We start from the raw sequence: 20,096 nt of genomic DNA on the forward strand, positions 1-20,096 counted from the left end.
CCAATCGCGTTGATCCGGCTTAAAGGCTTGGTGGCTAGATAAAGTCCTGCAACGATGCGGGACAGCGGCATGCTCGAGCAAGCGGATGGCGTTGAAGTTGGGCGTGCGAACCGGGTGGCCTGGACGGCGATCCTTGGGCTGCTCGCGCTGGATCTCTTGTGGCTGCCCTTGACGCGCGTCACGGTCGCGCCGCTCTCGTTGATCGTGCCACTGGCTGTCGGTGGGGTGCTCGCCGGGCTTGGTCGTTACTATGCCGTGTGCAGGGCAGAGCCGAAGCTGAGCGCGGCGCTGGACTGCATGGGCCAGATCGTCGCCTTCTCTCCCGTCGGTGCGCTGTTTTCCTATCTCGTGGTCACGCCTGGTCTCCCGCTACAGGATGCCCTGCTGCACCGGCTCGATCTCGCGCTCGGCCTGGACTGGGCGGTCTGGCTCGGCTGGATGGACCGTCATGCCTGGTTCTCGGTGCCGCTGACGCTCGCCTATAACAGCTTCATGTTCCAGCTTGTCGCGCTGATCCTGGTGTTGTCCTTCACCGGGCGCGGCCTTGCCGCACGGACCATGATCGTCGGAATGATCCTGTCGGGGATCGCGGTGATTGCGGTGTCGGGGCTGCTCCCTGCGCTCTCGACCTTCGCCTTCCTCGATCTATCCCCGGCCGACTATCCCAATTTGCGGCCTGCAGCAGCTTTCATCCATCTGGGCGATCTGACCGCGCTCCATGTGGGTGAGGCGGTGCATATCGACCTGACGCGCGCCCATGGCATCATTACCTTTCCCTCCTACCACGCTGCGCTCGGGCTCATCATACTGTTCGCTGGCTGGAACCATCCCTGGCTGCGCTGGCCGTGCACGTTGCTGAACGTGGCGATGATCGTGGCGACGCCGATCGACGGGGGACACTACTTCGTCGATGTGCTGGCAGGGCTGGCCATCGCCCTCGCTGCTCATGCTCTGGCGTGCCGCATCGTTGCGTCCGGATCTGCTGCCCGGCAGGATATCGGCTTCGTCGGCCGGCCGGAGATCTTCGCAAAGCCGTGATCCGGCGAGCTTTGCGGTTGGTGAGGCCCGGCGGACTGCCTATCTCCGTCGGAGCGATCTCAGCCGACGGGAGCCCGACGATGCGGATATTCACCTCGACCCTGATGGTGGCAGCCATTCTTGTGGCGGCCGGGCCGGCTGCGGCCCAGCAACGCTTCCCGTCGAGCGCCGGTGACCTCATCGTCGAGACTGTGGCGGGCGGGCTGGAGAATCCCTGGGGGCTCGCCTTCCTGCCCGATGGGCGCATGCTGGTGACCGAGCGGCCCGGACGGCTCCGGCTGGTCGGGGCCGATGGCAAGCTGTCGCCGCCGATCGCAGGCGTTCCCAATGTCGCGGCGCGGGGGCAGGGCGGGCTGCTCGACGTGGTGCTCGATCCGGCCTTTGCGCAGAACCGCCTGATCTACCTCTCCTTCGCCGAGCCGCGGGCCGGCGGGAATGGCACCAGCGTTGCCCGAGCGAGGCTGAGCGAGCGCGGCACGGCGCTGGAGGGCACAAAGGTGATCTTCCAGCAGATGCCGACGATCAACAGCGCCATGCATTTCGGCTCGCGGCTGGTCTTCGACCGCACGGGTGCGCTTTTCGTCACGGTCGGCGACCGCTACAGCCAGCGCGACCAGGCGCAGAATCCAGGCAACCATATCGGCAAGGTCATGCGCATCCGCCCCGAAGGCGTCGCGCCGGCCGACAACCCGAAACTCGAGGGCTGGCAGCCGGAGATCTGGTCGATCGGCCATCGCAATGTGCAGGGCGCTGCGCTCCATCCCGAGACCGGCCAACTCTGGACCGCCGAACACGGTGCGCGCGGTGGGGACGAGGTCAACACGCCGAAGTCCGGTCGCAACTATGGCTGGCCGGTGATCACCTACGGCATCGATTATTCCGGCGCGAAGATCGGCGAGGGGACTGCCAAGGCCGGCATGGAGCAGCCGCTGTTCTACTGGGACCCGTCGATCGCGCCGTCTGGCGCGGCCTTCTATACCGGGGCTGCCTGGCCGGCCTGGAAGAACTCGCTCTTCGTCGGGGCGCTCGCCGGGCAGATGCTGGTCAGGCTGTCGACGCAAGGCGAGAGCGTCACCGGGCAGGAGCGGCTTCTCGCCGATCTCGGTTTGCGCATCCGCGATGTCCGGCAGGGCCCGGACGGCTTGCTGTATCTGCTCAGCGATGCTGCCGATGGCCGGGTGATGCGGGTCAGGCCCGCGCGCTAAGTCTGCTCAGACGATCTCCGCCAGCCTCGTGTCCTGCGACAGCACCAGGCACCAATGCGGCTCGAAATCAGCGCCGAGCGGCCAGATCCAGTCCTGGAAGATCTCCAGCAGGCGCGTCTGGTAGCGCTCGAACCAGGCACGCTGGCAGAGCACGAACTTGGTCGCGCCGACGATCGTCTCGCGGTCGATGACGCAGAGCGGAACGATGTCGGGATTGGCTTCGAGATGGGCCTGAACCGTGACCATCAGCGTCGGATAACCGGGGTGGAGCATGTCGTCGAGAACGATCAGCCCGCCTTCGCCCAGGCAGGCGGTGGCGAGCGTCAGGTCCCTGGCGAGAGCGTTGCGGGAATGCTCGCCGTCGATATGGATCAGGCGCAGCCTCTCGCCGCCGGCATGGGCGAGAAGGTCGGCTTGCGTCATGGCGCCAGCGTCGCCCTTGATCGTCCGGCGGCGTTCCGGGCCGATGCCATGCTTCAGGCAATTGGCCTCGAAGCGGTCCTTCACCTGCGCGTCCGGCCAGGAGAAGATATCGATGCCGAGCGCGATTTCGCCTGGCTCCAGCGCATGCGCCAGGGCGATGAAGAAGCGGCCCTCGAAGGCGCCGATCTCGGCGATCGGGCCGGTCACGCCTTCTTCCGTCTGCAGGCGCAGCAGCCTCGTGCAGATCGCGGCGGCGAAGCGCGACGACATGCCGACGACGCTGTCATAGCCATTGGCGAGATAGGCCTCGACCGCCGGGTGGCCGGGGGAGGGGATGTTCGCTGGCATGTGTCCGTCCATCCCGCTGAGGTTCAGGCTTTCGCCTGAAAAATGAAGAAGGCGCCGGCCGCGATCAGCGCGAACCCGATGGCATGGTTCCAGGTCAGCGATTCCTTCAGCCAGAACACCGAGAATCCGGCGAAGACCGTCAGGGTGATGACCTCCTGCATGGTCTTCAGTTCGGCGGTCGAATAGACGGCCGAGCCGAGGCGGTTGGCCGGCACGGCGAGCATGTATTCCGGCAGCGCGATCATCCAGCTTGCGAGGATGGCGAGCCAGATCGCCGTGCTCCTGTAGCTGAGATGGCCGTACCAGGCGAAGGTCATGAAGATGTTCGAGCCGACCAGCATGGCGACGGGCAGGACATGGGCGAGGGTGATGAAAGGCATGCCACGACTTCCTTCGACGAGCGCCGACCGCGCCGCTGGGTTCCTTGGGTTTCGACCGATGCCGCGTCAGCCGAAGCGCAGCTTCATCATGACGATCATCAGCACCAGAAGCAGGGTCAGCGCATTGGCGAAGACGACGGGCCAGGAGCCGATCTGCAAGCCATAGGTCAACCAGAGCGCGGTGCCGGCGGCGAAAAGCGACTGGGTCCAGAGGGAGATCGCGCGGGTGTCGCGGGTGCGGATGGTGCGCCAGGCCTGTGGCAGCCAGCACAGGCTGGTCAGGGCGGCGGCGGCGAAACCGAGGGTCTCGATGGAGGCTGGCGACATGGATCGTTCCGACGTGAGGCTAACCCGTCTTAATCGGATTCGCCTCCTTTGCGCGGCAAATCTGCGATGGTTAACCTCCCTTAACCGCTGCGCCCTAGTTTCGCGTCATTCCTGCGATTCGGTGGAGACCATGCGCGCAATCACCTTGGCCCTGCCCCTCGTCCTGCTTGCCTCGGCCGCTTCGGCGCAGGGCAGCTTCCAATCCTGCCTGTCCGGCCTGCGCTCCGAGGCCGCCGCGAAGGGCGTCTCGACGGCTACCTTCGATCGCGCCATGGCCGGCGTCGAGCCCGACATGAAGGTGATCGAGGCGATGAACAACCAGCCGGAGTTCAAGACTCCGATCTGGGATTATCTCGGTACGCTGGTCGATGACGAGAAGGTCGCCGAAGGGCGCGCGATGATGCGCCAGCACGCCGCGACGCTTGCCGCGGCCGAGCAACGCTTCGGCGTCGATCGGCACACCATCGCCGCCGTCTGGGGCGTCGAGAGCGATTTCGGCAAGGCGCGGGGCAAGATGCCGCTGGTGCAGGCGCTCTCGACCGGCGCCTGCCTGGCGCCGCGTCGCAATGCCTTCTTCAAGGGCGAGTTGATCGCGACGCTGCAGATCATCCAGCGTGGCGATGTCCGGCCGGAGCGCCTGTTCGGCTCCTGGGCCGGAGCCTTCGGCCACACCCAGTTCATCCCCTCGACCTATCTCAGGCTCGCTGTCGACGGCGATGGTGACGGGCGGCGCGATCTCGTCGATTCGATTCCCGACGCGCTGCATTCGACCGCGAACTTCATGGACAAGGCCGGCTGGGTCACCGGGGCTGGCTGGGGCTACGAGGTGCGCGTGCCCGGCGGCTATTCCGGCGGGACGGGGCGCAATCCCAAGCAGCCAGTCTCGTCCTGGGCGGCGCGCGGCATCGTCAAGTTCGACGGCTCGGCGCTGACCGGCTCCAGCAATGCCGGGCTGCTGATGCCGGCGGGGCGCAACGGCCCGGCCTTCCTCGTCTTCAAGAACTACGATGCCGCCTACAGCTACAATGGCGCCGACTCGTATGCTCTGGCGATCTCGCTCCTGTCCGACCGGCTGCGCGGGCGGCCGGGCGTGCAAGGGGAATGGCCGACCGACGACCTGCCGCTCTCGCGCGAGCAGCGCCGCGAACTGCAGCGCCTGCTGATTGCGCGCGGCTTCGATGTCGGCGAGCCGGACGGGGCGGTCGGCGCGCTGACGCGCGGCGCAATCAAGCAGATCGAGGCCAAGATCGGCATGCCGCAGACCGGGCGGCCCGGCGAGAAGGTGCTGCGGGCGCTGAAAGGCGGGCGGGTGTGATGGCGCATTCCACGCGCCGCCTGATTTCCACCGGCTCTCCGTTCGAGACCGCCTTCGGCTATTCGCGAGCAGTGGTCGACGGCGATCTCGTCTTCGTCTCCGGTACGACCGGCTACGACTATGTCACCATGACGTTGCCGGAGGATGCCGCCGAGCAGGCGCGCAACATCTTCCGCACGCTCGAGGCGGTGCTGACCGAGGCCGGCTCTTCGCTGGCGCGGGTGGTGCGGGCGCAGTATTTCGTCATCGACCGGAGCTATTGCGAGCCGGTGCTGGGCGTCTGCGGCGAGGTCTTCGGCGAGATCCGCCCCGCGGCGGGGATCTATGTCGTGAGCGGCCTGCTTAAGCCCGAGATGAAGGTCGAGATCGAGGTCACTGCGCGGTTGCTCGCTGCCTGCTGATCGCTTTCGTCACTGTTGTTCGAACAGCCCTCCAGCCTGTTCGTGCTGGCGAAGGTTGTCCGGGCGGTATGGGCGTTCGACGTCGTAGTGTAGCACCCGGCCGGCTTTTATGCGCTCGTAGACGCTGTCATGCAGCCTTGCCTGCGGCTTGATCTCGCGGGTCACCGTCGCCGCGAAGCGAAAAGCCAGGGACCGCATCTCGTCGTGTTGCATGCCGCGTGGATCGGGATAAAGCCGGAGCACGCTCCAGTCGATCTTCAAGCCGTCGGGCAGTTTCGCGGCCTCATGCGCCATCCAGCCCAGGCTGATGTCGGAGAGACGCGACTCGCTGTCAGGGTAGCTGCCGCCAACGTCGGAATGGTTTCCGGAGAACCAAATCTGCTCGAACCAGTCGGGATTCCCGGCCCCGGTATCGCGCCAAACGTCCGGTTTGCCCCACGGCACGCGTTCGAAGTCCTTGCGCCGTTCGTCGATCGAGAGGGCATGGCGGGCATAGCCGATATTGGAGTTCAACTGCGTATTGTAGAACTTCATCCGGAAACTGGTGAGATGCACGGTCTTCCACCAGGCAATGCCGGGAAGCCCGACCGCGAATTTGACATGACTTCGCAGATAGAAGCCGAGGGCGATCAAGCCCGATGCGCCGAGGATCGCCGAGGCAGACGTCCAGAAGCCGTAGCCGAGCGCCAGGCCGATTGCCGAAAGCGCCAAGAGCAGCACGCCGCCAATCAGACCCGTGACGATGAGCGAGCCGGTATTCGAAAGTGCCGCCACAGTATCGAACACGCCGATGAAATAGGGGCATGTGTTCGGTCCCGCTGCATCGCCTGAGCCGTAGGCGGTGCGGAAGCGAGCGGCCAGCGCGTCGCGCTGCCCGCGATAGGCGGCATCTTTCTCCGAACTGACGTGCTGATAGACCTTCGTGACGGCTTCCTTCGCGATGACACGGGCCGACGCCTCGTCCCGCCTGAGCGGTGTGCCGTCCTTCATCCGGGTCGGTATGCCGCAATGAGCCAGCACTGCTGCGATGCAGCGTGCTGTATAGGCGCCGCGGCTGAAGCCGATAAGAAAGATTTGGTCGCCCGGCACGGCATTGCGAATGATCGCGGTGTAGCCGTCGATGATGTTCTTGGTCAGACCGAGCCCGGTCGCCTGCGAGACGAGATTGTAGAGCCATTGCCCGATCGTGCCGAAAAGCCCGATACCCTTGGGCAGGGTGCCGATGCCGGGATCGTAGAAAGCAATCTGCTCGGCCGGGTTGATGCCCGAATCCGGCGCCGTGCGTGTCGCGCGATAGAGCTTGTAGATGTTGCTGCGGCACTCGTCGAAAAGCACGCCGCCGCGCTGCCCAGTGCCGTCCGCGAAGATGACGATGTTACGCGCCATGCCGATCCTCCTACGTTCGCTGATATAGCAACCTTTGGTTGCAAGAACAATAGTGGAACGCCGAGAATCGTCCTCGGCTGGCAGCTTGCCCATGCGGGGCAGGATTGCGGCGACGCGCTTGCCTCGCTTCGCTTCCGCCCGTAATCAGCCGCGCAAGGCCGCAACGGCCGGATCGACCCAAAAACAATGCGCGAGGCGACGACCATGGCGACCCATAAGCTTCTGATGCTTCCCGGTGACGGCATCGGCCCCGAGGTGATGGGCCAGGTCGAAACGATCGTCTCTTGGTTCGGCAGGCAGGGGTTGGGCTCGTTCGAGATCGAGAAGGGGCTCGTCGGCGGCAGCGCCTATGACGTGCACAAACAGGCGATCTCGGAAGGTGACATGAGGCTCGCCCAGGAGGCCGATGCCGTGCTGTTCGGCGCCGTCGGTGGGCCGAAATGGGCGGATGTGCCCTACCAGCACCGCCCCGAGGCCGGCCTGCTGCGCCTGCGCAAGGATCTCGGCCTGTTCGCCAACCTGCGCCCGGCGATCTGTTATCCGGCGCTGGCCTCGGCCTCGTCGCTGAAGCAGGAGGTCGTCGAGGGGCTCGATATTCTGATCGTGCGTGAACTGACGGGCGGCGTTTATTTCGGCGAGCCCAAGGAAATCGTCACGCTGGAGGATGGCAGCAAGCGCGGCATCGACACGCAGATCTACACCACGCCGGAGATCGACCGGATCTGCCGCGTCGCCTTCGAGCTGGCGCGCACGCGCCGCAACAAGGTCTCCTCGTCCGAGAAGCACAACGTCATGAAGACCGGCGTGCTCTGGAAGCAGACGGTCACCGCACTCCATGCCAAGGACTATGCGGATGTCGAGCTCGAGCATGTGCTGGCGGACAATTGTGCGATGCAGCTCGTGCGCTGGCCCAAGCAGTACGACGTCATCGTCACCGACAACCTGTTCGGCGACATCCTCTCCGACATCGCGGCGATGCTGACCGGCTCGCTCGGCATGCTGCCCTCGGCCTCGCTGGGGGCCGAGGATCCGGCGACAGGCAAGCGCAAGGCACTTTATGAGCCGGTCCATGGTTCGGCCCCCGACATCGCCGGCAAGGGCCTCGCCAATCCGATCGCGATGATCGGCTCGTTCGCCATGGCTCTGCGCTATTCCTTCGGCGCGGGCGAGGCGGCCGACCGTCTCGAGGGCGCGATCGCCGACGTGCTCGGCTCGGGCACGCGCACCAAGGACATTGCCGCGCCGGGCGCCAACGCCGTCTCGACCACCGAGATGGGCCAGGCGATCATCAAGGCACTGGAAGTGCGGGGCTGATCGTCTGCGGCGTGATGCTCGCGCCTTGGTCCGAGCCTCGCCGGCAGAGGATGCGGGAAGGCATGGCCGGGGCAAGCCCGACCATGCGGCGGCCGCTCCACCTCTCCCCCTCGTGAATTGCGCGTGACGCTCGGCCATGCGCTACAGTTGCGGCATCCGAAACGGAGTCTGTCCGTCGATGCTGATCAAGAACCGTCCTGGCTGGGAGATGCCCGAAAGCCAGGCCACGCCCGAATCCGTCTTCCTGAACCGCCGCAGCTTCATGGCGGGTGGTGCCGGCCTCATCGCCGGTTCCACCCTGCCGCAGGTCGCTGCCGCCCAGGGTGCCGACCCGACGCTCGACCTCTATCCGGCGAAGAAGAACGCGGCCTACACGCTCGACCGGCCGGTGACGGAAGAGGACCTAGCGGCCAACTACAATAATTTCTATGAATTCGGGACCTCCAAGGACGTCGCGGCGGCCTCGAAGAAGCTGGTGTCGCGGCCCTGGACGGTCACGATTGACGGCATGGTCGAGAAGCCGCTCGAGATCGGCTTCGACGATCTCGTCCGCAAGCTGCCGCTGGAAGAGCGGCTCTACCGATTCCGTTGTGTCGAGGCCTGGTCGATGGCGGTGCCGTGGACCGGAATCCCGCTGAAGGCCTTCGTCGCGTTCGCGAAGCCGCTCTCGGGCGCGAAATACATCCGCTTCGAGACCTTCCTGAATCCGCGCATGGCGTCCGGCCAGTCGCAGCGCTGGTATCCCTGGCCCTATACAGAGGGGCTGACCATCGCCGAGGCGACGAACGAATTGCCGCTGCTGGTGACGGGCATCTACGGCAAGCCGATCCCGGCGCAGCATGGCGCGCCGCTCCGGCTGATCACGCCGTGGAAATACGGCTTCAAATCGGTCAAATCGATCACCAAGATCAGCTTCGTGGCCGAGCGGCCCAAGACCTTCTGGGAGGGGCTGCAGGCGAGCGAATACGGCTTCTGGGCCAATGTGAACCCGGAGGTGCCGCATCCGCGCTGGAGCCAGGCGAGCGAGCAGGTTCTGGGCACGCGCGACCGCAAGCCGACGCTGCTGTTCAACGGCTATGGCGAGCAGGTCGCCGGGCTCTACAAGGGGCTGGAGAGCGAGAGGCTCTATATGTAGCTTCACGTTCATTGCGAGCGTCAGCGAAGCAATCCGGCTCCCTAGCGAGCCCTTCTGGATTGCTTCGCTGACGCTCGCAATGATGCAGGTGACTGCACCTCAAGCAATCGCCTATGTTGAGGCATGCAGCACTTTCGTCTCTTCGACACCGCGATCGGCACCTGTGTGCTGGTCTGGCAGGCCGGGCGCATCATCGGTGCGCAACTCCCCGAGAGGGATGAGGAGGTCGCGCGGCAGCGGCTGTCGCGGCGCTTTCCGCAGGCGAGCGATGCATCACCTCCCGACTTCGCGCAGGCTGCCATCGCCGACATCATCGCGCTGCTGACGGGCGAGCCGCGTGACCTCTCGCATCTGCCGATCGACCTCGCCAGCGTGCCGGAGTTCAACCGCAGGGTCTACGAGGTGGCGCTCGCCATCCCGCCGGGCGAGACGCTGACCTATGGTGAGGTGGCGGCGCGGATCGGCGAGCCGGGCGCGGCGCGGGCGGTCGGCGTGGCGCTGGGCCAGAACCCGTTCGCGCCGATCGTGCCGTGCCATCGCGTGCTCGCGGCGGGCGGCAAGACGGGCGGCTTCTCCGCCGATGGCGGCGTCGAGACCAAGCTCCGGATGCTGACGATCGAGAAGGCGCGTACCAGCCCGCTTCCGGGGCTGTTCGATGCCCTGCCGCTGGTGGCGCGGCCGCGCTGAGCCTGACGGGTTGAACCCAAAAGCCGCTCTCAGGCGTTTCGCTTTCCGACCCTTCCCCAATCCCTTCAATCGAGGTGCGTTTCATGGCTCCGTTCAAGCTCGCCATCATCGTCGGCAGCAACCGCAAGGCGTCGATCAACCGCAAGCTGGCGCAGGCGCTCGCCAAACTGGGCAGCGCGTCCTTCACGCCGCATTTCGTCCAGATCGATGATCTGCCGATGTACAATCAGGATTTGGAGGCGGCTGCCTGGCCGCAGGCGGCGACGCGGCTGAAAAGCGAGATCGAGGGCGCCGATGCGGTTCTGGTGGTGACGCCCGAGCACAACCGTTCGATCCCCGCCGTGCTCAAGAACGCGATCGACTGGGCGGCGCGGCCGTCCGGCAAAGGCGTCTGGGGCGGCAAGGCTGCCGCGATCATCGGAACCAGCCCCGGCGGCGTCGGTACCGCCTGCGCCCAGCAGCATCTGCGCGACATCCTCGGCAATCAGGGTGCGCTGGTGATGGGCGGGCAGATGTTCATCACATGGAAGGACGGGCTGGTCGACGACACCGATGCCATTCCCAATGACGCCACGCGCGCGTTCCTGCAGACATTCATGGAGAAGTTCGCGGGGCTGGTCGGGAAGCTCGCCGCGTAAGGGCAGCCGCCATTGCGGGTTGCGCAGCGAGGGAGCCATCCAGGAGCGGCCGTGCCAACCCGTCTGGACTGCTTCACTTCGCTCGCAATGACGGCGGTGCAGTTCCCTGGCGTATGCCCCCTGTGCATTCTCTCTTGGCAAAAGCCAAAAAAAGGGCCGGCGTCCCGCGAGGGAGCCGGCCTTTAAAGTTTGAAACATCTGGCGCAAATGCCAAACATCTCAGAGGGGAACGGCTGAAACGAACTCGATGCCGGGAGGAGATAGCAGAGCCCGTTCCGAACAACCGTGATTGCTATATCGGGCAGCAGGTGCCTTTTTGCAATGCAGCATAGCTTGGGTCCGCCATGCGCCAATTGCATGCATTGCAATCAATTGGCGCGATTTCAGCCTAAATCATTGATAAATATGCGCACAGCGCAGCCGCCTGGCTCGCGGGTGCCGCAATTTCGTTAAGACATGCCGCATCGTCGAGCGGTTCTCGCCCGGCACTGCCGTTGTATCATGCAAATGGAGGATGCGGCCGGCGCGAAGGCGTCGGCAGCCGGGCCGATTCGGCCGGCTGGTCAATAGGTCCAGCGCTGCGCCTTCTGGATCAGGAAGTCGCGGAAGACCTGCACACGGGCAACGGACTTCATCTCTTCCGGATAGACCAGATAACTCTCGAGCTGTGGCATCTCGGTCTCGCGCATCAACTGCACCAGAGGCGATCCGGTCTCGATCAGGTAGTCCGGCAGCACGGCGATGCCGGCCCCCGAATCGACGGCGCGCTTCATCGCGGTGATGTTGTTGACCGTCAGATGAATCGGACGGGGGTTGCGCGGGTCGCGCCCGAGCGTGCCCAGCCAGTGGACGGCGGTCAGGTAGGAGGGCGACGTCCCGCCGAAGCTGAGCAGGCGGTGGTTGTCGAGATCCTCATAGGTCTTCGGCTCGCCGAAGCGCTTCACATAGGCCGGCGATCCGTAGACGTGGAAGTGGACCGTGAAGAGCTTGCGCTGGATCAGGTCCGGCTGCTGCGGCTGGCGCAGACGGATCGCGATGTCGGCCTCGCGCATCGAGAGGTCGAGTTCCTCGTCGGTGAGGATCAGGTCGACCTTGATGTCTGGGTAGAGGTCGAGGAATTCGGCCAAGCGTGGCGTCAGCCAGTGCCCGCCGAGACCGCGGGTCGCGGTGACCTTGAGCTCGCCCGAAGGGTGCTCGCGCGTCTCCGAGAGCTGCGAGCGCGTCCGTTCGAGGCGCTGCGTCATCTCGCGTGCGGCACGCCACAGCAGTTCACCCTGCTCGGTCAGGATCAGACCGCGCGTATGGCGATGAAACAGCGGTGCACGCAATTCGCGCTCCAGCGCACCGATCTGGCGGCTGACGGCGGATTGACTGAGGCCGAGAACATCGCCAGCTTTGGTGAAGCTGCCGGACTCGGCGACCGTATAAAAGATCCTGATGCGGTCCCAATCCACCGCGCTTCCCCCGTTATGCGTTTGACGCATGTTGGGGACTAAAATCGTTGAACGTCAACGCCTGCGTAGCAAGTCTGCGCTGTTTTCACACTGAATCTGGTTACGAAAGCAATCAATTTCTGTGATGAATTGCAGCCTGGCCCTTATTCGGCGGCCTTGAGCTGCTCCAGTTCGCTCGCTTGCAGCCAGCGTTCCGCGTCGAGAGCGGCCATACAGCCCATCCCCGCGGCGGTCACCGCCTGGCGATAATGCTCGTCGGTGACGTCGCCCGCCGCGAAGACGCCCGGCACATTGGTCTGGCTCGTGCCGGGAACGACATCGAGATAGCCGGTCTCGTTCATATCGAGCTGGCCGGCGAAGAGCTCGGTCGCCGGCTTGTGGCCGATCGCGATGAAGACGCCATCGGTCTTCAGTTCGCTCTCGGCTTCGGTCTTGAGGTTTTTCAGCCGCAGATGGGTGACGTTGGGCGGCTGGGTGCCGCCGCAAATCTCGGCGATCTCCGAGTCCCAGACGACCTCGATCTTCGGATGCTTGAACAGGCGGTCCTGCATCACCTTCTCGGCGCGCAGCCCGTCGCGGCGATGGACCAGCGTCACCTTGGCTGCGAGGTTGGCGAGATAGAGCGCCTCCTCGACGGCCGTGTTGCCGCCGCCGATGACCGCGACCTGCTTGTTGCGGAAGAAGAAGCCGTCGCAGGTGGCGCAGGCCGAGACGCCGAAGCCCTGGAAGGTCTGTTCGGAAGGCAGGCCGAGCCATTTGGCCTGGGCGCCGGTGGCGATGATCAGCGTATCGCAGGAATAGGTCTCGGCCCCGTCGCCCCAGAGCCGGAAGGGCCGCTGCGAGAGATCGACGCGGGCGATGTGGTCGGAGACCATGCGCGTGCCCATGTGCTCGGCCTGGGCGCGCATCTGCTCCATCAGCCAGGGGCCCTGGATCACATCGGCGAAGCCGGGATAGTTCTCGACATCGGTGGTGATCATGAGCTGGCCGCCGGCCTGCATGCCGGAGATCAGCACCGGCTCCAGCATGGCGCGGGCGGCGTAGATCGCGGCGGTGTAGCCGGCCGGGCCTGAACCGATGATCATCACGCGGGCATGGGTATGGGCCATGGTCTGGGATTCCTGTTCCTGCGGCTCTTGTCACATACGATGCCGCCCGGCTGATGCAAGCGGTCCCGGCCTCGCGATCAGGCTAAGGCGAGTTGCTGCCTGTGCATAAGCCAGCGCTGTCGCAGTGCGTCGGCGATTGCCTGCGTCGAATCGACGGGCTGGTAGTGCGCGCCTTCGAGTCGCCCCTCGAAGTGATGCACGGCACCCTCGCGCTTCAGCGCCTCGAGGAATTTCGCCAGCTTGCCATGGCCGCCATGTGGTTCGAAGACGAGGATCGGGACGCCTGTCGCGGTCGCCTCGCCGATCATATTGGTCGAATCGGCCGTGACGATGACCGCATCGGCATTGGCGAGCAGGGCGACATAGGGATTCTCGCCCGTCCCGTCCCACCACCAGCCGCCATGGCGGGCGAAGACCGCGCCGACCGCCTCGTCGAGCTCGGGCGTGGTGCGCCGCGAGCGCGAGCCCATCAGCGAGACGCCCGAGCGGGCGAGCGCATCGAGTGCCTCGACGAAGCGGGCGATGTCGTCTTGCCGGAAACGGTGATGGCGGCTGTCGCCGCCGACCAGCACGGCAGCGCGGGGCGAGGGCAAGGCGGCGATGGCGGCCGGCGGCCGGCTTTTCGCCAACGCCAGCCGTTCGGGCGCGAGCCGGTGCGGCGAGGTCGTGGTGACCAGCACGTTCTCGCCGCGCAGGCGGTCATGGCGTGCGACCCAGATCAGATCGGCCGCGCCCGGGCCGGTGCGCGGATCCTTCAGGATCACCGTGAAGGTGGCGCCGTTCGAAGCTTTCTTCACGGCTCGGACATAGGGGATCGCGCGTCGTCCCGAGGCGATCAGGATGTCGGGAAAGGGTGGGCGGATCGGGCTGCCTGGACGCTCCGGCCCCTCGCGCGGATCGATCAGGCCGCGCGGCATCAGCCAGGCGAAAGGCTTGCGCGGCGCGATCCGCCGGATCTCGGGCGTGACGCCCAGCCGGTCGGCGACGCCCAGGCACTGCACCTCGTCGCCGGCCTTGCCGTCGGTCAGGACCCAGATGGTCGGCGTGGGTTCGGCGTGCACCTTGGGGTCCCTTCGCTGGGCGCTGTCCTGCAGCGTCCGGCCTGGCACGCTCAGTGCCTTGTATCGCCCCGGCGCTGCGTTTACACCAGCGCAACCTTGCCCCGGGGCCTTTCGTGCGTTCAAAACTCGACGATATCGACCTGCGCATCCTGCGCGAGCTGCAGGGCGATGGGCGCATGACCAATGTCGAGCTGGCGAGCCGCGTCGGCATCTCGCCACCGCCCTGCCTGCGGCGGGTGCGGGCACTGGAGGAGGCCGGGCTGATCACCGGCTACCGCGCCCAGCTCGACGAGCGCAAGCTCGGGCTGGATGTCGTCTGCTTCGCCTTCGTGCATCTCGCCAGCCAGGCCGAGGCCGATCTCGAGGCGTTCCAGGCCCGCATTCGCGCCTGGCCTGCCGTGCGCGAATGCTGGAAGCTCTCGGGCGACATCGACTTCGTGCTCAAATGCGTCGCGCCCGATCTCAAGGCCTTCCAGGACTTCGTCGGCGAACTGACCGGGTTGCCGAACGTGCGCAACGTCCGCACCGCGCTGGCGCTCGACCGGGTCAAGGACGAGCCGATCGTGCCTTTCGGCTGACGGTTTTCCTCAGCCGCCGAGATAGCGTTTGATCCAGAGCGCGTTGTTCTCGATGAGGGCGGCGACGCGGCGCTGGTCGACATCGGGCAGATACCAGGCGCCACCGGATCCCGAATCGAGCACGGAGAGGACCGGGAAGGTCTGGAGCACCTCGCCACGCGGGCCGAAGACGGCGATCTCGCTGTCGAAATTATCGTTGCTGCCGCCGCCGCCCGTGGGCTTGCCACCGCCGCTGCCGCCCGCGAAGCTCGACAGCCAGACGCCCTTAACCGTGACCTGCAGGGTCGTGCCGGCGCCGCGCCGGTACATCGGCCCCAGGGTCGCTGCGAGCTGTCGCTCCATCCCGACGCGGATGCGGTCGGCGTTCTCACCCCAGCCCTGCCGGGCGATCCGGGAGGTATCGACGCGAATCGCGCCGATGGTGCGGGACTGGGCCTCGGCCGAGGCGATCCACTGCGGCGAGAGAACGAGAGCGGCGCCCGTCAATCCGAGCGAGAGAAGATTTCGACGCGTCGTCATCGGCTTGCTCCAGCGATCCTGTTGGAAATGTAGTCCTCGGCCGGCCTTTGTCCAAGATGTGGGCGAGCGCTGCTTTGGCTGCCGCCAACGGGCATGCTTAATGGGCGCGCAGGGGGGAAGCATGTTCACTGAAATCGTCAAGCTCTGGGTCGTGATCGATCCGATCGGCACGCTGCCGGTGTTCCTCGCCGTCACGGCTGGTCTGAGCGCGGCGGCAGCCCGCGCCGTGGCCGTCCGCGGGACGCTGGTCGCCTTCGGCGTGCTGGTGTTCTTCGTCGTCGGTGGGCAGGTGCTGCTGACCGCGATGGAGATCGCACTGACCTCCTTCGAGATCGCCGGCAACATCGTGCTCTTCCTGTTCGCGCTGACGATGATCTTCGGCGAATCCAAACTCGAAGAGGACCAGAAGCTGCTGCGGACCTCGGATCTGGAACGCGCGGTCTATCCGCTGGCGATTCCCAGCATCGCCAGCCCCGGCGCGATGCTGACCGTGATGACCGTGACCGACAATTCGCGCTTCAGCATCCGCGAGCAGGCCGAGACGGTGCTCCAGGTCGCGGGGATCCTGGCGATCACGCTCGTCCTGATGCTCGGCGCCTCCCGCATCATCGCGCTGATCGGCAATGCCGGCGCCAGCGTGATCAGCCGGGTGATGGGGCTGGTCCTGGCGAGCGTCGCGGTCGACGGCATCATCAAGGCGATCAGGACCGTGCTGGCAGGCTAGGGCAGGCGGCCTCGTCAGTCATGGTCGAGGCAAACCCGACCATGACGCGCCTCGCGATCAGCGGAAGACGACGCTGACGACCTCGTAGGACTTGCCGCCGCCGGGCGTGCTGACCTGCACCGAATCGCCGACCTTCTTGCCGATCAGGGCACGCGCGATCGGCGAGCCGATCGAGACCTTGCCGGATTTCACATCTGATTCCGGCTCGCCGACGATCTGATAGTTCTTCTCTTCCTCGGTGTCGTCGTCGATCAGCTTGACGGTGGCGCCGAACTTGATCGTGTCGCTGCCGGCGAGCTTGGAGATGTCGATGATATCGGCCCGGCCGATCAGCGATTCGAGCTCCTGGATGCGGCCTTCATTGAGAGCCTGCGCTTCCTTGGCGGCGTGATATTCGGCGTTCTCCGAGAGATCGCCATGGGCGCGCGCTTCCGAGATCGCATGGATGATGCGCTGGCGCTGCACCTGCTGGCGATCCTTGAGCTCGGCCTCCAGGGCAGCGAAGCCGCCGGCGGTCATCGGAACCTTTTCCATCGTCTCATCCCGTGGTCCGAAAGCGAGTGCCCGCCGGCGGCTGCTTTGCCGCCCGCGCGCCACTTCCGTTCGTTTTTGTAAACTGCTCCGGCGCGTCGCTTTCAGGCTGCGCGCACGAAGTAGGACTGCAGCGAACGTACTTCGAGATCGCCGCTGCAATAGGCCTTGATGCCTTCTGCCGCCGCGATCGCTCCGGCCAAGGTGGTATAATAGGGAACCTTGTGCAAGAGGGCCGTTCGGCGCAGCGAACGCGAATCCGCCAGGGCCTGCGGGCCGTCCGTGGTGTTGAAGACGAGCTGAATCTCGCCGTTCTTGATCGCGTCGACGACATGGGGCCGGCCTTCCAGCACCTTGTTGATCTTGGCTGCGGCGATGCCTTCGTCCTGGAGCAAGCGCAGCGTCCCGCCGGTCGCGAGGACGCGGAAGCCGAGATCGGCCAGAATCCTGACGCTTTCGACGATGCGCGGCTTGTCCTCGTCGCGCACGGAGACGAAGACAGTGCCCTTGACCGGGACCTTGGAGCCGGCGCCGAGCTGGCTCTTGGCGAAGGCGATGTCGAAGGAGCGGTCGAGGCCGATGACCTCGCCGGTCGAGCGCATCTCGGGGCCGAGCAACACGTCGACGCCGGGGAAGCGTGCGAAGGGGAACACCGCCTCCTTGACGCCGACATGGCCGAGCGGCTCGGCCTTCAGCCCGAAGCTCGCCAGGCTCTCGCCGGCCATGATCCGGGCCGCGATCTTGGCGACGGGAATGCCGACGACCTTGGCGACGAAGGGCACGGTGCGCGAGGCGCGCGGATTGACCTCGAGCACATAGATGTCGCCGTCCTTGATGGCGTATTGCACGTTCATCAGCCCGCCAACATCGAGCGCCAGCGCCATCGCCTTGGTCTGGCGCTCCAGCTCGGCGATGGTCTCGGCCGAGAGCGAGCGCGGCGGCAGCGAACAGGCCGAATCGCCCGAATGGATGCCGGCCTCCTCGATATGCTCCATGATTCCGGCGATGAAGGCGTCCTTGCCGTCGGCGAGGCAGTCGACATCGACCTCGATGGCGTCCGACAAGTAGCGGTCGAACAGCAGCGGGTTCTTGCCCAGCACCGTGTTGATCTGGCCTGTCTTGTCGTTGGGATACTTGGCCTTGACCTCGGAAGGGATCAGCGAGGGCAGGGTGCCGAGCAGATAGTCCTCGAACATCGCCTCGTCGCGGATGATCGCCATGGCGCGGCCGCCGAGCACGTAGGAAGGCCGTACGACGAAGGGCAGGCCGAGCTCGGCCGCGATCATGCGCGACTGCTCGACCGAATAGGCGATGCCGTTCTTGGGCTGCTTGAGCTGCAGCTTGTCGAGCAGCCGCTTGAAGCGGTCGCGGTCCTCGGCGAGGTCGATCGCGTCCGGCGTCGTGCCGAGGATCGGGATGCCGGCCTGCTCCAGCGCGTTCGCCAGCTTCAGCGGGGTCTGGCCGCCGAACTGGACGATGACGCCGTGCAGCGTGCCGTTCTGCTTCTCTGTCTCGAGGATCTCGAGCACGTCCTCGGCCGTCAGCGGCTCGAAATAGAGCCGGTCGGAGGTGTCGTAGTCGGTCGAAACCGTTTCAGGGTTGCAGTTGACCATGATGGTCTCGTAGCCGGCGTCGCGCAGCGCGTAGCAGGCATGGCAGCAGCAATAGTCGAACTCGATGCCCTGCCCGATGCGGTTCGGCCCGCCGCCGAGGATGACCACCTTCTTATTATCGGACGGGTGGGCCTCGTCCGCAGCCTTGCCCATGAACGGCATGGCGTAGGTCGAGTACATATAGGCCGTCGGCGAGGCGAACTCAGCGGCGCAGGTGTCGATGCGCTTGTAGACCGGCCGGACATCGAGCGAGCGCCTGAGAGCCTTGACCTCGGCCTCGGTCTTGGCCGAGACGGCGGCGAGGCGCTTGTCGGAAAAGCCCATCGCCTTGACCTGGCGGAAGGCACCGGGCGTCTGCGGCAGACCGAACTGGCGGATTTTCTCTTCCGTGTCGACGATTCCGCGCATCTGCTCGAGGAACCAGGGGTCGATCTTGCAGCTCTCATGGATCTGCGCGTCGGTGAATCCGAAGCGCATCGCCTGGGCGACCTGAAGGATGCGGTCGGGCGTCGGCGTCGAGAGTGCGGCCTTGATCGCGTTCTTGTCGTCGCCCTTGCCCATGCCATCGACCTCGATCTCGTCGAGGCCGTCGAGCCCGGTCTCCAGCGAGCGCAGCGCCTTCTGCAGACTTTCCTGGAAGGTCCGGCCGATCGCCATGGCCTCGCCGACCGACTTCATCGCGGTGGTCAGCGTCGGCTCGGCGCCGGGGAATTTCTCGAAGGCAAAGCGGGGAATCTTGGTGACGACGTAGTCGATCGTCGGCTCGAAGGAGGCCGGCGTCGCGCCGCCGGTGATGTCGTTCTCGATCTCGTCGAGCGTGTAGCCGACGGCGAGCCTGGCCGCGACCTTGGCGATCGGGAAGCCGGTGGCTTTGGATGCCAAGGCCGAAGACCTGGACACACGCGGGTTCATCTCGATGACGATCATGCGGCCGGTCTCGGGGTCGACCGCGAACTGCACGTTCGAGCCGCCGGTCTCGACGCCGATCTCGCGCAGCACCGCCAGCGAGGCGTCGCGCATGATCTGGTATTCCTTGTCGGTCAGCGTCAGCGCCGGCGCGACCGTGATCGAATCGCCGGTGTGGACGCCCATCGGGTCGATGTTCTCGATCGAACAGACGATGATGCAGTTGTCCTTCTTATCGCGGACAACCTCCATCTCGTATTCCTTCCAGCCCAGCACGCTCTCCTCGATCAGGATCTCGCTGGTCGGGGACGCGTCGAAGCCGCGCTCGCAGATCTCGATGAACTCGCCCTTGTTGTAGGCGATGCCGCCGCCGGTGCCGCCCATGGTGAAGGACGGGCGGATGATCGCCGGCAGGCCGATATCGTCGAGGGCCGTGAGGGCCTGGCCGAGATTCTTGACGTGGTGCGAGCGCGGAGTGGAGAGGCCGATCTTGGTCATCGCCTCGCGGAAGAGCTCGCGATCCTCGGCCTTGTCGATGGCTTCGGCGGTAGCGCCGATCATCTCGATGTCGAACTTCTCCAGCACGCTGATCTTGTCGCCGTTGGCGTCGATCAGGCTCTTCTTGTTGAGCGAGAGGGCGCAGTTCAGCGCGGTCTGGCCCCCCATGGTCGGCAGCAGGGCGAAGCCGCCGGGCAGGACGTTGCGCTCCTTCTCGATGATCTTGGCGACGATCTCGGGCGTGATCGGCTCGACATAGGTCGCGTCCGCCAGATCCGGATCGGTCATGATCGTGGCCGGGTTCGAGTTGACCAGCACGATGCGGTAACCCTCGGCCTTGAGGGTCTTGCAGGCCTGGGTGCCGGAATAGTCGAACTCGCAGGCCTGGCCGATGATGATGGGGCCGGCGCCGATGATCAGGATGGTCTTGATGTCTGTGCGCTTGGGCATGGGGCTCGGCTTTTGTCTCTGGCAGGGGCGCGCACCACCTGCCGTCCGATCGTGCG

20 protein-coding genes are annotated in these 20,096 nt (G+C 65.6%); 10 read left to right on the plus strand and 10 right to left on the minus strand.

Going from position 1 to position 20,096, the window contains the following annotated elements; translation table 11 throughout:
- Nucleotides 1-69 precede the first annotated feature (69 nt).
- Both C8D03_RS17805 and C8D03_RS17810 read left to right on the plus strand, forming a co-directional pair.
- A complete protein-coding gene (locus C8D03_RS17805; protein ID WP_181301070.1) occupies nucleotides 70-1,038 on the plus strand; it encodes a phosphatase PAP2 family protein in 969 nt (322 codons plus the stop codon).
- Nucleotides 1,039-1,118: 80 nt separating this feature from the next.
- Nucleotides 1,119-2,243, plus strand: coding sequence for a PQQ-dependent sugar dehydrogenase (locus C8D03_RS17810; RefSeq protein ID WP_181301072.1), 1,125 nt, complete (start codon nucleotides 1,119-1,121; stop codon nucleotides 2,241-2,243).
- 6 nt (nucleotides 2,244-2,249) lie between these two features.
- Here the strand turns inward: C8D03_RS17810 and C8D03_RS17815 are convergent, their stop codons facing one another.
- The 3 genes from C8D03_RS17815 to C8D03_RS17825 all read right to left on the minus strand — a co-directional run bounded on the left by C8D03_RS17815 (nucleotide 2,250) and on the right by C8D03_RS17825 (nucleotide 3,721).
- Nucleotides 2,250-3,014 (minus strand): class I SAM-dependent methyltransferase, encoded by a 765-nt coding sequence (locus C8D03_RS17815; protein ID WP_181301075.1) that lies wholly within the window; start codon nucleotides 3,012-3,014, stop codon nucleotides 2,250-2,252.
- A gap of 23 nt (nucleotides 3,015-3,037) precedes the next feature.
- A complete protein-coding gene (locus C8D03_RS17820) occupies nucleotides 3,038-3,394 on the minus strand; it encodes a DMT family protein (RefSeq protein WP_108048222.1) in 357 nt (118 codons plus the stop codon).
- A gap of 66 nt (nucleotides 3,395-3,460) precedes the next feature.
- Entirely contained in the window at nucleotides 3,461-3,721 is a 261-nt protein-coding gene (locus C8D03_RS17825; RefSeq protein ID WP_108048223.1) for a SemiSWEET family sugar transporter, read from the minus strand.
- 130 nt (nucleotides 3,722-3,851) lie between these two features.
- Here C8D03_RS17825 and C8D03_RS17830 point away from each other — a divergent pair, with 130 nt between their 5' ends.
- The gene (locus tag C8D03_RS17830; RefSeq protein ID WP_108048225.1) at nucleotides 3,852-5,036 is read left to right on the plus strand and encodes a lytic murein transglycosylase; all 1,185 of its coding nucleotides are present in this window, start codon (nucleotides 3,852-3,854) and stop codon (nucleotides 5,034-5,036) included.
- A complete protein-coding gene (locus C8D03_RS17835) occupies nucleotides 5,036-5,437 on the plus strand; it encodes a RidA family protein (RefSeq protein WP_108048227.1) in 402 nt (133 codons plus the stop codon). Before C8D03_RS17830 ends, C8D03_RS17835 begins: the two co-directional genes overlap by 1 nt.
- Before the next feature lie 9 nt (nucleotides 5,438-5,446).
- Here the strand turns inward: C8D03_RS17835 and C8D03_RS17840 are convergent, their stop codons facing one another.
- Nucleotides 5,447-6,916: a phospholipase effector Tle1 domain-containing protein gene (locus tag C8D03_RS17840; protein WP_248308515.1), complete on the minus strand. Its 1,470-nt coding sequence runs from the start codon at nucleotides 6,914-6,916 to the stop codon at nucleotides 5,447-5,449.
- A 111-nt stretch (nucleotides 6,917-7,027) separates the two neighbouring features.
- Between C8D03_RS17840 and leuB the strand changes: the two genes are divergently transcribed.
- The 4 genes from leuB to C8D03_RS17860 all read left to right on the plus strand — a co-directional run bounded on the left by leuB (nucleotide 7,028) and on the right by C8D03_RS17860 (nucleotide 10,597).
- Complete coding sequence (gene leuB / locus C8D03_RS17845) at nucleotides 7,028-8,137, plus strand: 3-isopropylmalate dehydrogenase (protein ID WP_108051802.1); 1,110 nt, start codon at nucleotides 7,028-7,030, stop codon at nucleotides 8,135-8,137.
- A gap of 178 nt (nucleotides 8,138-8,315) precedes the next feature.
- The gene (msrP, locus tag C8D03_RS17850) at nucleotides 8,316-9,272 is read left to right on the plus strand and encodes a protein-methionine-sulfoxide reductase catalytic subunit MsrP (RefSeq protein ID WP_108048229.1); all 957 of its coding nucleotides are present in this window, start codon (nucleotides 8,316-8,318) and stop codon (nucleotides 9,270-9,272) included.
- 123 nt (nucleotides 9,273-9,395) lie between these two features.
- Entirely contained in the window at nucleotides 9,396-9,959 is a 564-nt protein-coding gene (locus C8D03_RS17855; RefSeq protein WP_108048231.1) for a methylated-DNA--[protein]-cysteine S-methyltransferase, read from the plus strand.
- 83 nt (nucleotides 9,960-10,042) lie between these two features.
- The gene (locus tag C8D03_RS17860) at nucleotides 10,043-10,597 is read left to right on the plus strand and encodes an NADPH-dependent FMN reductase (RefSeq protein ID WP_108048233.1); all 555 of its coding nucleotides are present in this window, start codon (nucleotides 10,043-10,045) and stop codon (nucleotides 10,595-10,597) included.
- A 563-nt stretch (nucleotides 10,598-11,160) separates the two neighbouring features.
- Here the strand turns inward: C8D03_RS17860 and C8D03_RS17865 are convergent.
- From C8D03_RS17865 to C8D03_RS17875, 3 genes are all read right to left on the minus strand, one after another.
- Entirely contained in the window at nucleotides 11,161-12,051 is an 891-nt protein-coding gene (locus C8D03_RS17865) for a LysR family transcriptional regulator (RefSeq protein ID WP_108048235.1), read from the minus strand.
- Between the two features lie 143 nt (nucleotides 12,052-12,194).
- Nucleotides 12,195-13,160, minus strand: coding sequence for a thioredoxin-disulfide reductase (gene trxB, locus C8D03_RS17870; protein ID WP_108048237.1), 966 nt, complete (start codon nucleotides 13,158-13,160; stop codon nucleotides 12,195-12,197).
- Between the two features lie 77 nt (nucleotides 13,161-13,237).
- Nucleotides 13,238-14,221 carry a mitochondrial fission ELM1 family protein gene (locus C8D03_RS17875; RefSeq protein ID WP_108048239.1) on the minus strand — a complete coding sequence of 328 codons (984 nt, stop codon included), beginning with the start codon at nucleotides 14,219-14,221 and terminating at the stop codon, nucleotides 13,238-13,240.
- Between the two features lie 113 nt (nucleotides 14,222-14,334).
- On the opposite strand from C8D03_RS17875, the gene C8D03_RS17880 reads away from it, so the two are divergent.
- Nucleotides 14,335-14,799 (plus strand): Lrp/AsnC family transcriptional regulator, encoded by a 465-nt coding sequence (locus tag C8D03_RS17880; RefSeq protein WP_108048241.1) that lies wholly within the window; start codon nucleotides 14,335-14,337, stop codon nucleotides 14,797-14,799.
- Nucleotides 14,800-14,808: 9 nt separating this feature from the next.
- On the opposite strand, the gene C8D03_RS17885 is transcribed toward C8D03_RS17880, so the two are convergent.
- The gene (locus tag C8D03_RS17885) at nucleotides 14,809-15,318 is read right to left on the minus strand and encodes a hypothetical protein (RefSeq protein ID WP_108048243.1); all 510 of its coding nucleotides are present in this window, start codon (nucleotides 15,316-15,318) and stop codon (nucleotides 14,809-14,811) included.
- A gap of 121 nt (nucleotides 15,319-15,439) precedes the next feature.
- Here C8D03_RS17885 and C8D03_RS17890 point away from each other — a divergent pair, with 121 nt between their 5' ends.
- Nucleotides 15,440-16,042, plus strand: coding sequence for a MarC family protein (locus C8D03_RS17890; protein ID WP_248308516.1), 603 nt, complete (start codon nucleotides 15,440-15,442; stop codon nucleotides 16,040-16,042).
- A 57-nt stretch (nucleotides 16,043-16,099) separates the two neighbouring features.
- On the opposite strand, the gene greA is transcribed toward C8D03_RS17890, so the two are convergent.
- Both greA and carB read right to left on the minus strand, forming a co-directional pair.
- Nucleotides 16,100-16,576, minus strand: coding sequence for a transcription elongation factor GreA (gene greA / locus C8D03_RS17895; RefSeq protein ID WP_108048247.1), 477 nt, complete (start codon nucleotides 16,574-16,576; stop codon nucleotides 16,100-16,102).
- Nucleotides 16,577-16,677: 101 nt separating this feature from the next.
- A complete protein-coding gene (gene carB, locus C8D03_RS17900; protein WP_108048249.1) occupies nucleotides 16,678-20,040 on the minus strand; it encodes a carbamoyl-phosphate synthase large subunit in 3,363 nt (1,120 codons plus the stop codon).
- Nucleotides 20,041-20,096 lie beyond the last annotated feature (56 nt).

Origin of the sequence: Bosea sp. 124, from assembly GCF_003046175.1 — a bacterium.
In the GTDB taxonomy this organism is placed as follows: domain Bacteria; phylum Pseudomonadota; class Alphaproteobacteria; order Rhizobiales; family Beijerinckiaceae; genus Allobosea.